This window comes from Klebsiella sp. 4_1_44FAA, from assembly GCF_000238715.1.
In the GTDB taxonomy this organism is placed as follows: Bacteria; Pseudomonadota; Gammaproteobacteria; order Enterobacterales; family Enterobacteriaceae; genus Klebsiella; species Klebsiella pneumoniae.
Genome location: NZ_JH414801.1, coordinates 324,110 through 340,967 on the forward strand (window position 1 = coordinate 324,110; position 16,858 = coordinate 340,967).

The 16,858-nt window shown below is 57.7% G+C and carries 16 protein-coding genes; 12 read left to right on the plus strand and 4 right to left on the minus strand.

The window, feature by feature from the left end:
* Positions 1-342, minus strand: a 342-nt coding sequence (locus tag HMPREF1024_RS11240; protein WP_009308788.1) for an IS5/IS1182 family transposase, incomplete at its 3' end; no start/stop codon positions are given.
* A gap of 468 nt (positions 343-810) precedes the next feature.
* Here HMPREF1024_RS11240 and HMPREF1024_RS11235 point away from each other — a divergent pair.
* The 3 genes from HMPREF1024_RS11235 (at position 811) to HMPREF1024_RS11225 (ending at position 3,664) form a co-directional block, all read left to right on the plus strand.
* Positions 811-1,674 (plus strand): YicC/YloC family endoribonuclease, encoded by an 864-nt coding sequence (locus HMPREF1024_RS11235; RefSeq protein ID WP_002922636.1) that lies wholly within the window; start codon positions 811-813, stop codon positions 1,672-1,674.
* A gap of 182 nt (positions 1,675-1,856) precedes the next feature.
* Entirely contained in the window at positions 1,857-2,603 is a 747-nt protein-coding gene (locus HMPREF1024_RS11230; protein ID WP_004152903.1) for an isocitrate lyase/phosphoenolpyruvate mutase family protein, read from the plus strand.
* Positions 2,604-2,605: 2 nt separating this feature from the next.
* Complete coding sequence (locus tag HMPREF1024_RS11225; protein WP_004151500.1) at positions 2,606-3,664, plus strand: bifunctional transcriptional activator/DNA repair enzyme AdaA; 1,059 nt, start codon at positions 2,606-2,608, stop codon at positions 3,662-3,664.
* A 55-nt stretch (positions 3,665-3,719) separates the two neighbouring features.
* On the opposite strand, the gene HMPREF1024_RS11220 is transcribed toward HMPREF1024_RS11225, so the two are convergent.
* Positions 3,720-4,970, minus strand: a complete 1,251-nt coding sequence (locus tag HMPREF1024_RS11220) for a chloride channel protein (protein WP_009308789.1) — start codon at positions 4,968-4,970, stop codon at positions 3,720-3,722.
* Positions 4,971-5,244: 274 nt separating this feature from the next.
* Between HMPREF1024_RS11220 and HMPREF1024_RS11215 the strand changes: the two genes are divergently transcribed.
* Entirely contained in the window at positions 5,245-5,862 is a 618-nt protein-coding gene (locus HMPREF1024_RS11215; protein ID WP_009308790.1) for a trimeric intracellular cation channel family protein, read from the plus strand.
* 5 nt (positions 5,863-5,867) lie between these two features.
* On the opposite strand, the gene ligB is transcribed toward HMPREF1024_RS11215, so the two are convergent.
* Positions 5,868-7,544 (minus strand): NAD-dependent DNA ligase LigB, encoded by a 1,677-nt coding sequence (gene ligB, locus HMPREF1024_RS11210; protein ID WP_009308791.1) that lies wholly within the window; start codon positions 7,542-7,544, stop codon positions 5,868-5,870.
* A 258-nt stretch (positions 7,545-7,802) separates the two neighbouring features.
* On the opposite strand from ligB, the gene gmk reads away from it, so the two are divergent.
* From gmk to fpr, 7 genes are all read left to right on the plus strand, one after another.
* Positions 7,803-8,426, plus strand: coding sequence for a guanylate kinase (gmk, locus tag HMPREF1024_RS11205; protein ID WP_002922664.1), 624 nt, complete (start codon positions 7,803-7,805; stop codon positions 8,424-8,426).
* Positions 8,427-8,480: 54 nt separating this feature from the next.
* Entirely contained in the window at positions 8,481-8,756 is a 276-nt protein-coding gene (rpoZ, locus tag HMPREF1024_RS11200) for a DNA-directed RNA polymerase subunit omega (RefSeq protein WP_000135058.1), read from the plus strand.
* A gap of 18 nt (positions 8,757-8,774) precedes the next feature.
* Positions 8,775-10,895, plus strand: coding sequence for a bifunctional GTP diphosphokinase/guanosine-3',5'-bis pyrophosphate 3'-pyrophosphohydrolase (spoT, locus tag HMPREF1024_RS11195; protein WP_004150214.1), 2,121 nt, complete (start codon positions 8,775-8,777; stop codon positions 10,893-10,895).
* A gap of 4 nt (positions 10,896-10,899) precedes the next feature.
* Positions 10,900-11,589 (plus strand): tRNA (guanosine(18)-2'-O)-methyltransferase TrmH, encoded by a 690-nt coding sequence (gene trmH / locus HMPREF1024_RS11190; protein ID WP_004181538.1) that lies wholly within the window; start codon positions 10,900-10,902, stop codon positions 11,587-11,589.
* 5 nt (positions 11,590-11,594) lie between these two features.
* On the plus strand, positions 11,595-13,676 hold the full coding sequence (gene recG, locus HMPREF1024_RS11185) for an ATP-dependent DNA helicase RecG (RefSeq protein WP_009308792.1): 2,082 nt from the start codon (positions 11,595-11,597) through the stop codon (positions 13,674-13,676).
* A gap of 48 nt (positions 13,677-13,724) precedes the next feature.
* Positions 13,725-14,735 (plus strand): class II fructose-bisphosphatase, encoded by a 1,011-nt coding sequence (glpX, locus tag HMPREF1024_RS11180; RefSeq protein WP_002922903.1) that lies wholly within the window; start codon positions 13,725-13,727, stop codon positions 14,733-14,735.
* A gap of 150 nt (positions 14,736-14,885) precedes the next feature.
* Entirely contained in the window at positions 14,886-15,632 is a 747-nt protein-coding gene (gene fpr / locus HMPREF1024_RS11175; RefSeq protein ID WP_004173895.1) for a ferredoxin--NADP(+) reductase, read from the plus strand.
* Here fpr and HMPREF1024_RS11170 read toward each other — a convergent pair whose 3' ends face one another.
* On the minus strand, positions 15,633-16,061 hold the full coding sequence (locus HMPREF1024_RS11170) for a DUF805 domain-containing protein (RefSeq protein WP_002922907.1): 429 nt from the start codon (positions 16,059-16,061) through the stop codon (positions 15,633-15,635).
* Positions 16,062-16,173: 112 nt separating this feature from the next.
* Here HMPREF1024_RS11170 and HMPREF1024_RS11165 point away from each other — a divergent pair, with 112 nt between their 5' ends.
* A complete protein-coding gene (locus tag HMPREF1024_RS11165; protein WP_002922908.1) occupies positions 16,174-16,776 on the plus strand; it encodes a YiiQ family protein in 603 nt (200 codons plus the stop codon).
* Positions 16,777-16,858: the final 82 nt, after the last annotated feature.

The following is a 16,858-nucleotide window of genomic DNA, read 5'->3' on the forward strand; positions in this document are numbered from 1 at the left end:
GTGCTCGAGCAGGTGGCGGAAATTCATGATGGTGGTGCGATCCGGCAGGGCGCTATCCAGGGATAATCGGGCAAACAGGCGCATGGAGGCGATTTCGTACAGGGCATCTTCCATGGCACCGTCGCTCAGGTTGTACCAATGCTGCATGCAGTGAATACGCAGCATGGTCTCCAGCGGATAGGGCCGTCGGCCATTGCCCGCCTTGGGATAAAACGGCTCGATGACAGCGGTCATATTCTGCCATGGCAGAATCTGCTCCATGCGGGAGAGGAAAATCTCTTTTCGGGTCTGACGGCGCTTAGTGCTGAATTCACTATCGGCGAAGGTGAGTTGATTGCTCATGATGTCCCTCTGGGATGCGCTCCGGATGAATATGATGATCTCATATCAGGAACTTGTTCGCACCTTCCTTAGATATAATTAATACAACAGTATTCTCACCATAAATACAACCACCAAAGTTTTAATAAATTTATAGTAATCAATGCAAAAAAAACATACATAATGCTTAAAGGTAATACCCTATCTCATTTCTGGTGATTATACTTCCTAAAACTCACAGAATAGTTTTTCTGGCGGTATATGCATTTGTACAAAGGCATCCGAATTCCATGCCCGCATCTAATATCAGAAAATATTAACTACGGATTCCCATAATATATAACCCCACCTACAGCCCCTGGCGAAAATAACTTTGCGGCTATATCCGTTAAAACAATCGTCCTTGAAGTATTTCATCACTATTCCTGTTAAGTCACCGCCCGCACGGCTATAATCCTTGCATTCATTATTACGAAAACAGGAACGCCTATGATCCGCAGTATGACCGCCTATGCCCGCCGTGAAATCAAGGGTGACTGGGGTAGCGCCGCATGGGAGCTGCGCTCGGTAAACCAGCGCTATCTGGAAACGTACTTCCGCCTGCCGGAGCAGTTCCGTAGTCTGGAGCCCGTGGTACGCGAGCGCATTCGCGCCCGCTTGACTCGCGGTAAAGTCGAATGCACCTTGCGTTTTGAACAAGATCCCAGCGCTCAGGGTGAACTCATCCTCAACGAAAAGCTGGCTAAACAGCTGGTAAACGCTGCCAACTGGGTGAAAATGCAGAGCGATGAAGGGGAAATCAACCCGGTTGATATCCTGCGCTGGCCGGGCGTGATGGCCGCCAAAGAGCAGGATCTCGACGCCATCGCCGCCGACATTCTGGCCGCTCTTGACGGCGCGCTGGACGACTTCATCGTCGCCCGCGAAACGGAAGGCCAGGCCCTGAAAGCGCTTATCGAGCAGCGGCTTGAAGGCGTGAGCGGCGAAGTGGCGAAAGTTCGCGCTCATATGCCGGAAATTCTCCAGTGGCAGCGCGAGCGTCTGGTCGCCAAGCTGGAAGATGCGGAAGTGCAGCTGGAAAATAACCGCCTTGAGCAAGAGCTGGTGCTGATGGCGCAGCGTATCGACGTTGCCGAAGAACTGGACCGTCTCGAAGCGCACGTTAAAGAGACCTATAACATTCTGAAGAAGAAAGAAGCTGTGGGTCGCCGTCTCGACTTTATGATGCAGGAGTTCAACCGTGAATCGAACACCCTGGCGTCAAAATCGATTAACGCCGAGGTGACCAACTCCGCGATTGAGCTGAAGGTACTCATCGAGCAAATGCGCGAGCAAATCCAGAATATCGAGTAACGCTTTCTCGTTTGTTATCGTATTTCGGTATCCAGGGCCATGATAAATCATGGCCTTTTTATTTATCTCTCTCACGGGTGAATGATAAGAATCTACTCATAAAAAATAGTCGTCCAGTTTTCGGTTGTGGCAAATAAGCACAACGCGGCACAGTCAGGAAAACACTACCGCGAGAGAAAAGAATGGACTTTAATGCACTTCACCAGCAAAACCAACCTTTGTTGCTTGCCAATGTCTGGGATGCCAGCAGCGCTCAGGCTGCTCAGCAGGCTGGTTATCAGGCGCTGGGATCCTCCAGCGCTGCTATCGCCGCAATGTTAGGGTATGAAGATGGCGAAGAGATGAGTTTTGACGAGCTGTTTTATGTCGTCTCACGCATCAAAACCGTTAGCGAACTGCCGTTAAGCGTCGATTTAGAGGCGGGCTACGGCGCGACAACCAGCCACATCATTGACAATATCCGGCGTCTGGCGCATCTCGGCGTGAGTGGAATAAATCTCGAGGATAGTCATGTGGTGGATGGTACGCGTCGTCTTGACGATGCGGAGCGCTTTGCCGTCAAACTGCAGGAAATAACCCGCGCCTGTCCCGGTCTGTTTGTTAATGTCCGCACCGATACCTTTCTTCTCAACGTACAAGATGCGCTGGTTCAGACGCTCTATCGCGGTCAACTCTACGCCAAACACGGCGCATGCGGTTTTTTTGTGCCTTGCGTCACCCGCGCGGAGGATATTACCGCCATCGTTCACCACGTGCCTTTACCCTTAAACGTAATGTGTATGCCTGAGCTGGCTGACTTCAGCACCTTATCGACACTGGGCGTAAAACGAATTTCGATGGGCAATTTTATTTATGCTGCGACGCAGGCCAGACTGAAAGACTTATTATGTCAGGTGCAAACCCAACACTCTTTCTCAGGTGTTTTTTGACCATGAAAATTACCGACAGCATGCAGTGCGATATCTGGTATCAGGCGCTGCTTGAACGCGCGGTGGAATTCACCGGCGTTTTTTTCGTCGGCGTGAAAACCACCGGCGTATTTTGTATCTCGGTCTGTCGGGCGCGAAAACCCCGGCGGGAAAACGTCGAATTTTATAATGACTTTAAATCCGCGCTGGATGCCGGCTTCCGGCCATGCAAAGTCTGTCGCCCGACGGAGAATGCCCGGACGGCCCCCGCCTTTGTTGAACAAGCGCTCCGCCTGCTGCGAGAAGCTCCAAAGGTCCGCCTCAGCGATAGCGAGCTACGTCAGCACGATATTAGCCCGGAACGCGTTCGCCGCTGGTTCCTGCAAAACCACGGGATCACCTTTCAGGCTTTTCAACGGATGCAGCGTTTGAATATGGCGCTTCAGGAATTAAAAGCAGGCCGCTCAACTACCGATGTCGCTTTCGATAGCGGTTACGAGTCCTTAAGCGGCTTCGGCTATACCTGCAAAAAATTGACAGGTTTCGCACCCAGCGCGCAACGCCAGGTTGTTTTAATTCATCGTTTTACCACCCCGTTAGGGCCAATGTTTGTTTGTGCAACGCAACGGGGAATTTGTCTGCTGGAGTTTGTCGACAGACGAGCGCTGGAGTCAGAATTCAGCGACCTGCAGCGGCGGTTCAACGCCAGCATCATCGCAGGTGAAAATGCCCACACCAGGCAGGCGCAACAGGAAATAACGGAGTATTTCGCCGGACAGCGTCAATCGTTCGAGGTGGCGCTTGATACCCCAGGCAGCGAATTCCAGCGAGCGGTCTGGCGCCGTTTACAGCACGTTAGCTTCGGTGAGACGACGCATTATCAATCGATTGCGATGGAGATAGGTAAACCAACGGCCACGCGCGCGGTGGCTGCTGCAAACGGCGCTAACCGCGTCGCGATTATCATCCCGTGCCATCGAATTATCGGCAAAGATGGTTCGATGACCGGTTACGGCGGCGGCATTGCACGAAAAATATGGCTTATTAACCATGAGGCAACCATCAGGGAAAAACGCGGCTGATTTTACTTTCAGGATCAACGGGCCCCTCCCTGACTTTCACCGCGGCTCGGTAAGCCTATTTTTTATCCAGCACCCGGCAGGTTAAAAACGCCCCTGCCGCGCACAGCAGCGCCGGAGCCAGATAGCTGTGATCCATGTGGGTAAACTCCATCACCAGCGCCACTGCGGTCAACGGCATCTGCATGGAGGCGGCGAGAAACGCGGCCGCCCCCACCACAGCGAAGCTGCTTTTATCACCGCCAGGGAAGCCGAGCTGCCAGAGCGCGCAGAGCAGCAGGCTGACCAATCCGCCCACCGCCAGCCCTGGGGTTAACAATCCACCCTCCGCGCCGCCGCGCAGCACCGCCAGAATCACCACCATCTTCAATACTAACAGGACAGCGACCATGGAGAGAGGCAGCCCGTCGCTGAGCGCCAGCTGCATTGGACCCTTGCCATTGCCCGGAAGCTCGGGGAAATAAAGACTCAGGATGGCAAGAAGAGAAAACCCCAGCAGACAGAACACCGGCATCTGCCAGTTACTTCGCGCGCGTGAACGCGCCGCGCTGGTCGCTTTGCGAAAGAGCCAGGCGCCGGTGCCAAGAATCGGGCCCGCCAGAATCGCCCACCAGAGAAAGGTGTGCGGAAGTGCGCTGGAAACAAAATGGTATTGCGATTCATCCCCTAACCCCAGGGTGGCCGTCCAGGCGGCAATCGCCGAGGTCATTATCGCCGCCAGCGTTTTTTCCCAGCTAAACGACAGCAGCATGACCTCAAGGCTGAACAACGCCCCGGCCAGCGGGACGTTATAGACCGCCGCCAGACCCGCGCCCGCCCCACAGGCAATCAGCGTGCGGGTTTCATCTTCCAGCAGGCGCAGCTTACGCGCCACCATCCCCGCCCCCAGCGCGCCCATTTCCCGGGGCGCCACTTCGCGGCCAAGCGGGGAGCCCAGCGCTACGGTGACGATCTGCAGCAGCGCGTGGATCGTCGTGGTGCCCGCGGGCATGGGTACGCAGGGGTTGGCCACAGCCGCCGCAATGGAAACCCGCCTCTGCCCATAGCGACCAAGCAGCCACCAGCCAAATCCGGCGACGGCGCCGCCGGCCACGATTGCCACGATGCGGCGTGGCCAGGACGACTCCGTGACGCCCTGTAAAAATGACACCGAACCGACGATCTGCCCATAACTGTAACCAAAAGCCAGGTGCTGAATCGCGTGTAAAATTAGTGCCAAAACCATGCCGGACAGACCGGCCAGAATCCCGGTTAATACCACGGCTATCAGGCGGATCAGATGATTTTTATTCCCGGCGGCGACGCTCATTTTCTCAGGCCTTGAAAAGGAAAAATAAAAGAATAAAGGACGAGACTTAAACATTGCGTAATCATAGTGTTTTCGATAGTGATACCCATCGCTTCACTTAGCATTACTTTTTCTAATCAATAAAAATCCCTAAAAATCAATAAACCTTTAAATCAAGCCATCACAGATACTACTTCCATTAATTTTTCCTGGCGTAAATGATTCGCTTTAGAAAATCTCAATCGTGATCCTGCGCACAAATCGTTAACCTGCCCGCCATTACCTGGGGGGATCTATGCTGCTTCATGTTCTGTATTTAATCGGTATCACCGCGGAAGCCATGACCGGCGCACTGGCTGCCGGGCGCCGGCGGATGGATACGTTTGGCGTCATCATTATCGCCACTGCGACCGCGCTGGGCGGGGGTTCCGTTCGCGATATCCTGCTGGGGCACTATCCTCTTGGTTGGGTGAAGCATCCCGAATATGTCATCATTGTCGCCATCGCCGCCGTCCTCACGACTATTGCCGCTCCGGTGATGCCGCACCTTCGTCGGCTGTTTCTGGTGCTGGACGCGCTGGGGCTGATCGTGTTTTCCATCATCGGCGCGCAGATCGCCCTGGACATGGGCGAAGGCCCGGTTATCGCCTCTATTGCCGCCGTGATCACCGGTGTCTTCGGCGGCGTACTGCGCGATATGTTCTGCAAACGCATTCCGCTGGTCTTCCAGAAAGAGCTGTATGCCGGGATCTCCTTTGCCGCAGCCGTACTCTATATTGCTCTGCAACATTACGTCAGCAGCCACGATGTGGTGGTGCTGGCTACACTGCTGTTCGGCTTTACCGCCCGCATGCTGGCGCTGCGCTGGAAACTGGGGCTACCGGTCTTCCACTACACCCATGACGCCCACTAACCGCCTTAAAATCCGGGGATGCGCTGCCCGCTAAGCCATTGCGCCAGCGCCACCACGTCCGGATGGTGCAGGAAAGCCACCAGCTGGCGGGCTCTGATCTCCCCCACGCCAGGCAGCGTGCGCCATTGCGCTTCACTTTTTGCCGCCAGCAGATGCCAGTTCTCGCTTTCGAGCTGCGCCAGCGCCCCCTGCGGCACCGGGATCCCCATCGCCAGCACCCAGCGGATAAAAGGTCGTTTGCGAACGAGATCAAAATGATGCCAGAGGTGCTGCCCGCGGGCGGCGGAAATCCCTGGCACCGCCTGCAGCTGCTCAACGGTAAGCGCCAGCCAGGAAAAAATATGCGTCATCGGGTTTTGCTGCTGAATGACGCGCCATAAATTTTCCCCCACGCCATCGACATTCAGGGCGGACTTTGATGACAACCAGATCAGCCTGGAAAGAAACTGTTCGCTGCACTCAGGGGTGGCGAAATAGCAGGTTAGCGCATTAAATTTCGCCGGCGGCGGCGTCGGTTTATGGCGCTCGGCCGTCCGCCAGACGACGGCGTCGACCCGAGGAATACCCTGCCCTGCCAGACTGATCTGCAGCTGATCGCCAACCCCAATATCCAGCATCTGCCAGCGGGACACAGAGCCAACGTTAACCCGCTGCACGCGTTTATCATCCAGCCGCTGGGGCTCAAGCTCGGCCACCACGTTGAGTCTGCCGCTGCGGCCGGTACTGAAACGGATCGCCCGTACCTGCATCACCCGCGATGCCGGAGGATATTTCCAGGCTGCCAGCCACTCGCCCTTTCCGGGCGACCAGACTCGTCCCGGCGGCTCGCGTCCTTCGCGCACAATCACACCGTCGCTGACGAAGGGCAGCGGCGAGCGATACCAGCGCTGGCGCCACTGCGCCACCTGCTCGATGCGCGACACCGGATGGGTATATTGTCCGCTGTACTTAAACCCCGCCTGCGCCAGCAGCTGCTGACGACGGCGCATATCCGACGGGCCGTCTGGCCAGGCCCAGATAAAAACGTCCAGTTGACTGAGCGCCGCCGCCGCGTCGGCTCGCATCATCAACCCGGCGACTTTCGCCCGCGCATTCATCCCCCCGGCCCGCTGCTGGACATGGCCGTCCCGGCGCAGAAACAGTTCCCCCTGCAGTACGCTGTCGGCCAGTTCACCGGTCATCACTTTCGCCAGCGCCGGGATCTGCCGCGCTCGGGCGGTCCATGCCTCACCGCGTAAACCATCGCCGCGGCTAATGGCCTGAACCAGACGCCCCTGGCGATAAACGAGAGTCACCGCCACGCCGTCCACTTTAGGCTGTATCCACAGGTCGGATTTATTTTTCATCCAGCGGGCAACGCTGTCCTCATCCGCCAGCTTGCGCACGCCGGTATGGGCCACCGGATGACGCGCATCGCCGGTGGGCGGAGGCAGATCGTCATCCTCAGGCGTCGCGCCCGGAAAGCATTGTCGCCACTGCGCCAGGCGCAGGGTGAGCTGGTCGTAAACGTCATCGCTCACTCCGCTGGCGCCCTGCCGCCAGTAAGCCTCTTTCCAGGCGACAATTTGCTGATGAAGGCGTGATGTCTCCTGCCTTCCTCTGTCCGGCGGCCAGTCCGGACACGTCGCCAGCGCGCTGGCAGAGAACATCCCTAACGCCAGCCACCACCCTCCTTTACGCATTGCAGTCCCCTCCACCATCACCTCGCGGAGAGTCTGCTGCAGAATGCCGCGAGCCGCGACGGAAGCTTTTTCGCCTTGCGAAGCGCCTTCCAGGATTTACGCCTCATTGCAGCAACGGCTGGCGAATTCAGGAAAACGGCAGGCAAAATGAAAGAAACAGCGGCAAAAAGTGTGACAATGACTGCGTCACGCCGCGGCGACGTGTATAATAGGCTCGTATGTAGGACCTCTTTCGATAACCACATACAAAAGACACTCATGGCTCAAGGCACGCTTTATATTGTTTCCGCCCCTAGCGGCGCGGGTAAATCCAGCCTGATTCAGGCTTTATTAAAAACCCAACCGTTGTATGACACCCAGGTATCGGTCTCCCATACCACGCGGGCGCCGCGTCCGGGTGAAGTGCACGGCGAACACTATTTCTTCGTGAATCACGACGAATTCCGCTCGATGATTGGCGAAAACGCGTTTCTGGAACATGCAGAGGTCTTTGGCAACTATTACGGCACGTCGCGTAAAGCGATCGAGCAGGTGCTGGCGACCGGCGTCGATGTCTTCCTCGATATCGACTGGCAAGGCGCGCAGCAGATCCGTAAAAGCATGCCCGGCGCGCGCAGTATTTTTATTCTGCCGCCGTCAAAAGATGAACTGGACCGTCGCCTGCGCGGCCGCGGCCAGGACAGCGAAGAGGTGATCGCGAAACGGATGGCCCAGGCCGTTGCGGAAATGAGCCATTACGCGGAATATGATTACCTGATTGTGAACGATGATTTTGACACCGCCCTGAGCGACCTGAAAAATATCATCCGCGCTGAACGTCTGCGCATGAGCCGCCAAAAGCAGCGACATGGCGCTTTAATCACCAAACTATTGGCAGACTGAACCCACATTCAGTATCATGCCCAGTCATTTCTTCACCTGTGGAGCATTTTAAGTATGGCACGCGTAACTGTTCAGGACGCTGTAGAGAAAATTGGTAACCGTTTTGACCTGGTACTGGTCGCCGCGCGTCGCGCTCGTCAGATGCAGGTTGGCGGAAAGGATCCGCTGGTACCGGAAGAAAACGATAAAACCACCGTTATCGCACTGCGCGAAATCGAAGAAGGTCTGATCAACAACCAGATCCTCGACGTACGTGAGCGCCAGGAACAGCAAGAGCAGGAAGCCGCTGAATTACAAGCCGTTACCGCGATTGCTGAAGGTCGTCGTTAATCACACAGCGGGTCGCCCTTGTATCTGTTTGAAAGCCTGAATCAGCTGATTCAAAACTACCTGCCGGAAGACCAGATTAAGCGTCTGCGGCAGGCGTATCTCGTTGCACGTGACGCTCACGAGGGTCAGACACGTTCAAGCGGTGAACCCTATATCACGCACCCGGTCGCGGTAGCCTGCATTCTGGCCGAGATGAAGCTCGACTATGAAACGCTGATGGCCGCGCTGCTGCATGATGTGATTGAAGATACCCCCGCCACCTACCAGGACATGGAACAGCTTTTTGGTAAAAGCGTCGCCGAGCTGGTAGAGGGGGTGTCGAAACTTGATAAGCTCAAGTTCCGCGATAAGAAAGAGGCGCAGGCCGAAAACTTTCGCAAAATGATCATGGCGATGGTGCAGGACATCCGCGTCATCCTCATCAAGCTTGCCGACCGCACCCACAACATGCGTACTCTGGGCTCGCTGCGCCCGGATAAACGCCGCCGCATCGCCCGCGAAACCCTGGAAATTTACAGCCCGCTGGCGCACCGTTTAGGCATCCATCACATCAAAACCGAGCTCGAAGAGCTGGGCTTTGAAGCACTGTACCCTAATCGCTACCGCGTCATTAAAGAGGTGGTCAAAGCGGCGCGCGGCAACCGTAAGGAGATGATTCAAAAGATCCTCTCCGAAATCGAAGGGCGTTTGCAGGAAGCGGGGATCCCCTGCCGCGTCAGCGGTCGCGAGAAGCATCTATACTCCATCTACTGTAAAATGGTGCTCAAAGAGCAACGTTTTCACTCGATCATGGATATCTACGCCTTCCGCGTTATCGTCCATGATGCCGATATCTGCTATCGCGTGCTCGGCCAGATGCACAGCCTCTACAAACCGCGTCCGGGTCGTTTTAAAGACTACATCGCCATTCCGAAAGCTAACGGCTATCAGTCTTTGCACACCTCGATGATCGGCCCCCACGGCGTCCCGGTCGAGGTACAAATTCGTACCGAAGACATGGACCAGATGGCGGAGATGGGGGTAGCGGCGCACTGGGCTTATAAAGAGCACGGCGGCGAAAGCAGCACCACCGCGCAAATCCGCGCTCAGCGCTGGATGCAAAGCCTGCTGGAGCTACAGCAGAGCGCCGGTAGCTCGTTTGAATTTATCGAGAGCGTAAAATCCGATCTGTTCCCCGATGAGATTTACGTTTTCACCCCGGAAGGGCGCATTGTCGAACTGCCTGCCGGCGCCACGCCGGTGGACTTCGCCTACGCGGTGCATACCGATATCGGTCATGCCTGCGTCGGCGCGCGCGTCGACCGTCAGCCCTATCCGCTGTCGCAGCCGCTCTCCAGCGGTCAGACTGTCGAAATTATCACCGCGCCGGGCGCTCGCCCGAACGCCGCCTGGCTGAACTTTGTCGTCAGTTCGAAAGCGCGCGCCAAGATCCGTCAGCTGCTGAAAAACCTTAAGCGCGACGATTCGGTTAGCCTTGGCCGTCGTCTGCTCAATCACGCGCTGGGCGGAAGCCGCAAACTCGCCGAGATCCCGCCGGAGAATATCCAGCGCGAACTCGATCGCATGAAGCTGGCCTCGCTTGACGATCTGCTGGCGGAAATCGGTCTGGGCAACGCCATGAGCGTCGTGGTGGCAAAAAACCTGCAGCAGGGCGAAGCCGCTGCGGCGCCGGTGCCGGCTAACGCGTCGAACCACGGTCATCTGCCAATCAAAGGCGCCGATGGCGTGTTGATCACCTTCGCCAAGTGCTGTCGTCCAATTCCAGGTGACCCGATTATCGCCCACGTCAGCCCGGGTAAAGGGCTGGTTATCCACCATGAATCCTGTCGTAACATTCGCGGCTACCAGAAAGAGCCGGAGAAATTTATGGCGGTTGAGTGGGATAAAGAGACCGCTCAGGAGTTCATCACCGAAATCAAGGTGGACATGTTTAACCACCAGGGCGCGCTGGCTAACCTGACGGCGGCGATCAACACCGCGTCTTCCAATATCCAGAGCCTGAATACGGAAGAGAAAGATGGCCGCGTATACAGCGCCTTTATCCGCCTGACCGCGCGCGACCGCGTGCATCTGGCGAATATCATGCGCAAAATCCGCGTCATGCCGGACGTGATTAAAGTCACCCGTAACCGAAACTAGCTTTATGAACTCAAAGCGCTACGAGCGTATCTGCGAGATGCTCGCCAGGCGTCAGCCTGACCTGACGGTCTGCATGGAGCAGGTCCATAAGCCTCATAACGTCTCTGCGGTCATCCGGACCGCAGATGCCGTTGGCGTACACGAAGTGCATGCCGTCTGGCCGAGCAGCCGGATGCGTACCATGGCCTCCGCCGCCGCGGGCAGCAACAGCTGGGTGCAGGTTAAAACCCACCGCACTATCGCAGATGCCGTCGGCCACCTGAAAGGCCAGGGCATGCAAATTCTCGCCACTCACCTTTCCGACAAAGCCATCGATTTTCGTGAAATCGACTATACGCGTCCAACCTGCATCCTGATGGGTCAGGAAAAAACCGGCATCACCCAGGAAGCGCTGGCGCTGGCCGATCAGGACATCATTATCCCGATGATCGGCATGGTGCAGTCGCTGAACGTCTCCGTCGCCTCGGCGCTGATCCTTTACGAGGCGCAGCGCCAGCGGCAGAATGCCGGGATGTACCAACGCGCCAACAGCATGCTGCCGCCACAAGAGCAGCAGCGCCTGCTGTTCGAAGGCGGCTATCCGGTGCTGGCCCGCGTCGCCAGACAAAAAGGTCTGCCTTACCCCCACGTTAACGAGCAGGGCGAAGTGGAAGCCGATGCCGCGTGGTGGGCTACCATGCAGGCTGCGAGGTAAACCCAATGTCAGGCCACCTGTTAGATGCCGTTCCGCTCAGTTCACTCACCGGTGTGGGCGCTGCGCAGAGCAGCAAACTGGCGAAGATTGGCCTGCATACGGTACAGGATCTGCTGCTGCACCTGCCTTTACGCTACGAAGATCGCACCCATCTTTACCCGATAGCCGAGCTGCTTCCCGGAGTTTATGCCACCGTGGAAGGTGAAGTGCTCAACAGCAATATCACCTTCGGCGGCCGGCGGATGATGACCTGCCAGATCAGCGATGGCACCGGCATCCTCACCATGCGCTTTTTCAACTTCAACGCGGCGATGAAAAACAGCCTCGCGACCGGTCGTCGGGTGCTGGCCTACGGTGAAGCCAAACGCGGGAAGTACGGCGCCGAGATGATCCACCCGGAATATCGCGTCCAGGGCGATATGAGCACCCCGGAGCTGCAGGAAACGTTAACCCCAGTCTATCCGACCACCGAAGGCATCAAGCAGGCGACCCTGCGCAAGCTCACCGATCAGGCGCTTGAGCTCCTGGAAACCTGCGCGATTAGCGAACTCCTGCCGCCGGAGCTGGCGCAGGGGATGATGAGCCTGCCGGAGGCGCTGCGTACGCTGCACCGCCCGCCTCCCTCCTTGCAACTTAGCGAGCTGGAAAGCGGCAAGCACCCGGCGCAGCAGCGTCTGATTCTGGAAGAGCTGCTGGCGCATAACCTCAGCATGCTGGCGCTGCGGGCAGGCGCCCAGCGCTATCACGCCCTGCCGCTCGGCGCCAACGATACCCTGAAAAACCAACTGCTGGCCTCCCTGCCCTTTAAGCCCACCGGCGCGCAGGCGCGGGTTACCGCCGAGATTGAACACGATATGGCGCTGGACGTGCCGATGATGCGCCTGGTGCAGGGCGACGTTGGCTCCGGTAAAACGCTGGTCGCTGCCCTGGCCGCCTTGCGCGCTATCGTCCACGGCAAACAGGTGGCGCTGATGGCGCCCACCGAACTGCTTGCCGAGCAGCATGCCAATAACTTCCGCAGCTGGTTCGAACCGCTGGGCATAGAAGTCGGCTGGCTGGCGGGCAAACAGAAAGGCAAAGCCCGTCAGGCGCAGCAGGAGGCTATCGCCAGCGGCGAAGTGCAGATGATTGTCGGCACTCACGCCATCTTCCAGGAGCAGGTGCAGTTTAACGGCCTGGCGCTGGTGATTATTGACGAACAGCACCGCTTCGGCGTGCATCAGCGGCTGGCGCTGTGGGAGAAAGGTCAGCAGCAGGGGTTCCACCCGCATCAGCTGATCATGACCGCCACGCCGATCCCCCGCACCCTGGCGATGACCGCCTACGCCGATCTGGACACCTCGATTATCGACGAGCTGCCGCCAGGCCGAACTCCGGTGACCACCGTCGCCATCCCCGACACCCGGCGCAGCGATATTATCGACCGCGTGCGCAACGCCTGTACCCATGAAGGTCGCCAGGCCTATTGGGTCTGTACGCTGATTGAAGAGTCCGATCTGCTGGAAGCCCAGGCGGCGGAAGCCACCTGGGAAGAGCTCAAACTGGCGCTGCCGGAGCTCAATATCGGCCTCGTCCACGGGCGGATGAAACCGGCGGAGAAGCAGGCGGTGATGCAGGCCTTCAAACAGGGCGAGATGCATCTGCTGGTAGCCACCACGGTGATTGAAGTCGGCGTCGACGTGCCTAACTCAAGCCTGATGATTATCGAAAACCCTGAACGTCTGGGTCTGGCGCAGCTGCACCAGCTCAGAGGACGCGTTGGTCGCGGCGCGGTCGCTTCCCACTGCGTGCTACTCTATAAATCGCCGCTCTCCAAAACGGCGCAGAAACGTCTGCAGGTCCTGCGCGACAGCAACGATGGTTTCGTCATTGCCCAGAAAGACCTCGAAATTCGCGGTCCCGGCGAGCTGCTCGGCACCCGCCAGACCGGCAACGCCGAATTTAAAGTGGCGGACTTACTGCGCGATCAGGCGATGATCCCCGATGTTCAACGCATTGCTCGCCACATTCATGAACGCTATCCGCTACAGGCCCAGGCGCTTATCGAGCGCTGGATGCCGGAAACCGAACGCTATTCCAACGCGTAGCGCGCTTTTGCCGCGCTGCGGGCAATTTTTCTACACAACGAGTGGATTATGAAACGAGAACTGGCCATCGAATTTTCGCGTGTCACCGAAGCCGCCGCGCTGGCGGGCTATAAATGGCTGGGCCGCGGCGATAAGAATACCGCCGACGGCGCAGCGGTTAACGCCATGCGCATTATGCTTAACCTCGTCAATATCGACGGCACCATCGTCATCGGCGAGGGCGAAATCGATGAAGCGCCGATGCTTTATATCGGCGAAAAAGTGGGTACCGGCAAGGGCGATGCGGTAGATATCGCCGTCGATCCCATCGAAGGCACCCGCATGACGGCGATGGGCCAGGCCAACGCCCTGGCGGTGATGGCGGTCGGCGATAAGGGCTGCTTCCTCAACGCGCCGGATATGTATATGGAAAAGCTGATCGTCGGCCCGGGCGCTAAAGGCGCTATCGATCTCAATCTGCCGCTGGAAGAGAACCTGCACAATATCGCCCGCGCCCTGAACAAGCCGCTGGGCGAGCTGACCGTCACCGTGCTGGCGAAACCGCGCCACGACGCGGTCATTGCCCAGCTGCAGCAGCTGGGCGTGCGCGTGTTCGCTATTCCCGATGGCGACGTCGCGGCCTCTATTCTCACCTGCATGCCGGATAGCGAAGTCGACGTACTGTACGGCATCGGCGGCGCGCCGGAAGGGGTGGTTTCCGCCGCGGTGATCCGCGCCCTCGACGGGGATATGCAGGGGCGCCTGCTGGCTCGCCACCACGTGAAGGGCGATAACGAAGAGAACCGCCGCATCGGTGAAAATGAGCTGGCGCGCTGCAAAACCATGGGCATTGAAGCGGGCAAAGTGCTGCGTCTGGATGAAATGGCGCGCAGCGATAACGTCGTCTTCTCCGCCACCGGGATCACCAAAGGCGATCTGCTGGACGGCATCACCCGCAAGGGCAACATGGCCACTACCGAGACGCTGCTGATCCGCGGCAAGTCGCGCACTATCCGTCGTATTCAGTCGATTCATTACCTCGACCGTAAAGATCCGGACATTCAGCAGCACATCCTGTAATACCGCTTTTTCTCTCCCAGGCAACCGTCCGCAGGCGGTTGCCCTGTTCTTCGTTTATATTTGATCAATAGAGCTTTCTTGCGCCTTCGGGGTGGAAATCTGGCTCGTCTGGACCGAAGATAAGGCATCGCTTGGCAACAGGAGAAGACGATGGCGGACTGGGTTAGCGGCAAAGTGACAAAAGTGGAGTACTGGACGGACGCCTTGTTCAGTTTATACGTGCGGGCGCCTGTTCATCCGTTTACCGCCGGGCAATTTACCAAGCTCGGGCTGGAAATCGACGGCGAACGCGTGCAGCGCGCCTACTCCTACGTCAACGCCCCCGGCAATCCCGATCTTGAGTTCTATTTGGTCACCGTCCCGGAAGGCAAGCTGAGCCCGCGTCTGGCGGCGCTGAAGCCGGGCGATGAAGTCCTGGTGGTGAGTGAAGCGGCAGGTTTCTTCGTCCTCGAGGAAGTACCGGATTGCGATACCCTGTGGATGCTGGCGACCGGCACTGCCCTCGGGCCGTACCTGTCAATTTTGCAGGAAGGCAAGGACCTTGAGCGCTTTAATAACCTGGTGCTGGTCCACGCCGTCCGCTACGCCGCGGACCTGAGCTATCTGCCGCTAATGCGCGAACTGGAGCAGCGCTATGCCGGCAAACTCCGTATTCAGACGGTGGTCAGCCGCGAAACCGTGGAAGGCTCGCTGACCGGCCGGGTGCCGTTTCTGATTGAAACCGGCGCGCTGGAAGAGGCCGTCGGCCTGCCGATGACCACTGACACCAGCCATGTGATGCTGTGCGGCAACCCGCAAATGGTGCGCGATACCCAACAGCTGTTAAAAGAGACCCGGCAGATGACCAAACATCTGCGTCGCCGGCCGGGCCATATGACGGCGGAGCACTACTGGTAATCAGGCGTCCGCTTTCCAGCGCACGTCCTGGGTCTCCTTGCCGAACTTATTCTCGCCCTGGGTGCCGACAAACGCCCCCAGGTCGATCAGCATCATGACGATAATCAGCGTCGGCACAAAGCGCCCGACGCCCCACTGCCAGACCTGCGGCAACATCGCCCAGTTCCCCGCCAGCAGCATCCACGCCAGAACCATCAGCAGCGCCCACAGCCCGGATTTGCCGCGATCGTGCAGCCGCTTGACCACCACCGCCGCCGTCGGCCACAGCAGGCAGACGATAATAAACGCCGCCGTCTGCAGGTTGAGCAGATTGCTGCCTGCCAGGGTAAACAAGGCGCTCATGGTCACCAGCCAGATGGCAATCCAGATCCAGAAATCGCGGCGGCCAATGCGCCCTTTAATTGAGAATAACCACTGCTGTAGGGTCATGCGTTTTTCCTTATCATCATCGTCTGCGTAGTTTACCCTGGCGTCGTGACTTTTTGACAAGCGCCGCGCTTCCCGATTTAATCGTCAGCAGGCAAAAAAAGGAACGACGGGCATGAAGAAGTGGACAATTTTGTGGTTAAGTGGGCTGATGGGCCTTGCCGTCGGCCCGCACGCGTTGTCCGCAGAGAGCGAATCGACGACCGCGGCAGCGCCCTACCTGCTCGCCGGCGCGCCGAGCTTTGACCAGTCGATCAGTCAGTTCCGCGAGAAATTCAACGCCGATAACCCAAAGCTGCCTCTGAACGAATTCCGTTCCATCGCCACCAGTCGCGATCGGGCTAACCTGACCCGCGCCGCCAGCAAAATTAACGAAAATCTCTATGCCTCCACCGCGCTGGAGCGCGGCACGCTGAAGATCAAATCCATGCAGATCACCTGGCTGCCGATCCAGGGGCCGGAGCAAAAGGCGGCCAGGACCAAAGCGCTGGAGTATATGAGCGCCATGATCCGCGCCTTCGTGCCGACTTTTAGCCAGGCGCAAAGCCAGCAAAAACTGCAGAAACTGCTGGCCGCCGGCAAGGGCAAGCGCTACTTCGCCGATACCGAAGGCGCCGTGCGCTATGTGGTGGCAGATCATGGGGAAAAGGGCCTGACCTTCGCCATTGAACCGATTAAGCTGGCGCTATCTGAAACGCTGGAAGGTAACAATAAATGACAAAAAGCAAAGCCTTTCCAGTGACGAGTCTCTATACTGTTTCACAGACCATGCTGCCCTCTGGGGCGGCTATATTCCTTGA

Coding starts and splice junctions, on each gene's coding strand:
- HMPREF1024_RS11235 (WP_002922636.1), top strand. CDS start 811: ATGATCCGCAGTATGACCGCCTATGCCCGCCGTGAAATCAAGGGTGAC.
- HMPREF1024_RS11230 (WP_004152903.1), top strand. CDS start 1,857: ATGGACTTTAATGCACTTCACCAGCAAAACCAACCTTTGTTGCTTGCC.
- HMPREF1024_RS11225 (WP_004151500.1), top strand. CDS start 2,606: ATGAAAATTACCGACAGCATGCAGTGCGATATCTGGTATCAGGCGCTG.
- HMPREF1024_RS11220 (WP_009308789.1), bottom strand. CDS start 4,970: ATGAGCGTCGCCGCCGGGAATAAAAATCATCTGATCCGCCTGATAGCC.
- HMPREF1024_RS11215 (WP_009308790.1), top strand. CDS start 5,245: ATGCTGCTTCATGTTCTGTATTTAATCGGTATCACCGCGGAAGCCATG.
- ligB (WP_009308791.1), bottom strand. CDS start 7,544: ATGCGTAAAGGAGGGTGGTGGCTGGCGTTAGGGATGTTCTCTGCCAGC.
- gmk (WP_002922664.1), top strand. CDS start 7,803: ATGGCTCAAGGCACGCTTTATATTGTTTCCGCCCCTAGCGGCGCGGGT.
- rpoZ (WP_000135058.1), top strand. CDS start 8,481: ATGGCACGCGTAACTGTTCAGGACGCTGTAGAGAAAATTGGTAACCGT.
- trmH (WP_004181538.1), top strand. CDS start 10,900: ATGAACTCAAAGCGCTACGAGCGTATCTGCGAGATGCTCGCCAGGCGT.
- recG (WP_009308792.1), top strand. CDS start 11,595: ATGTCAGGCCACCTGTTAGATGCCGTTCCGCTCAGTTCACTCACCGGT.
- glpX (WP_002922903.1), top strand. CDS start 13,725: ATGAAACGAGAACTGGCCATCGAATTTTCGCGTGTCACCGAAGCCGCC.
- fpr (WP_004173895.1), top strand. CDS start 14,886: ATGGCGGACTGGGTTAGCGGCAAAGTGACAAAAGTGGAGTACTGGACG.
- HMPREF1024_RS11170 (WP_002922907.1), bottom strand. CDS start 16,061: ATGACCCTACAGCAGTGGTTATTCTCAATTAAAGGGCGCATTGGCCGC.
- HMPREF1024_RS11165 (WP_002922908.1), top strand. CDS start 16,174: ATGAAGAAGTGGACAATTTTGTGGTTAAGTGGGCTGATGGGCCTTGCC.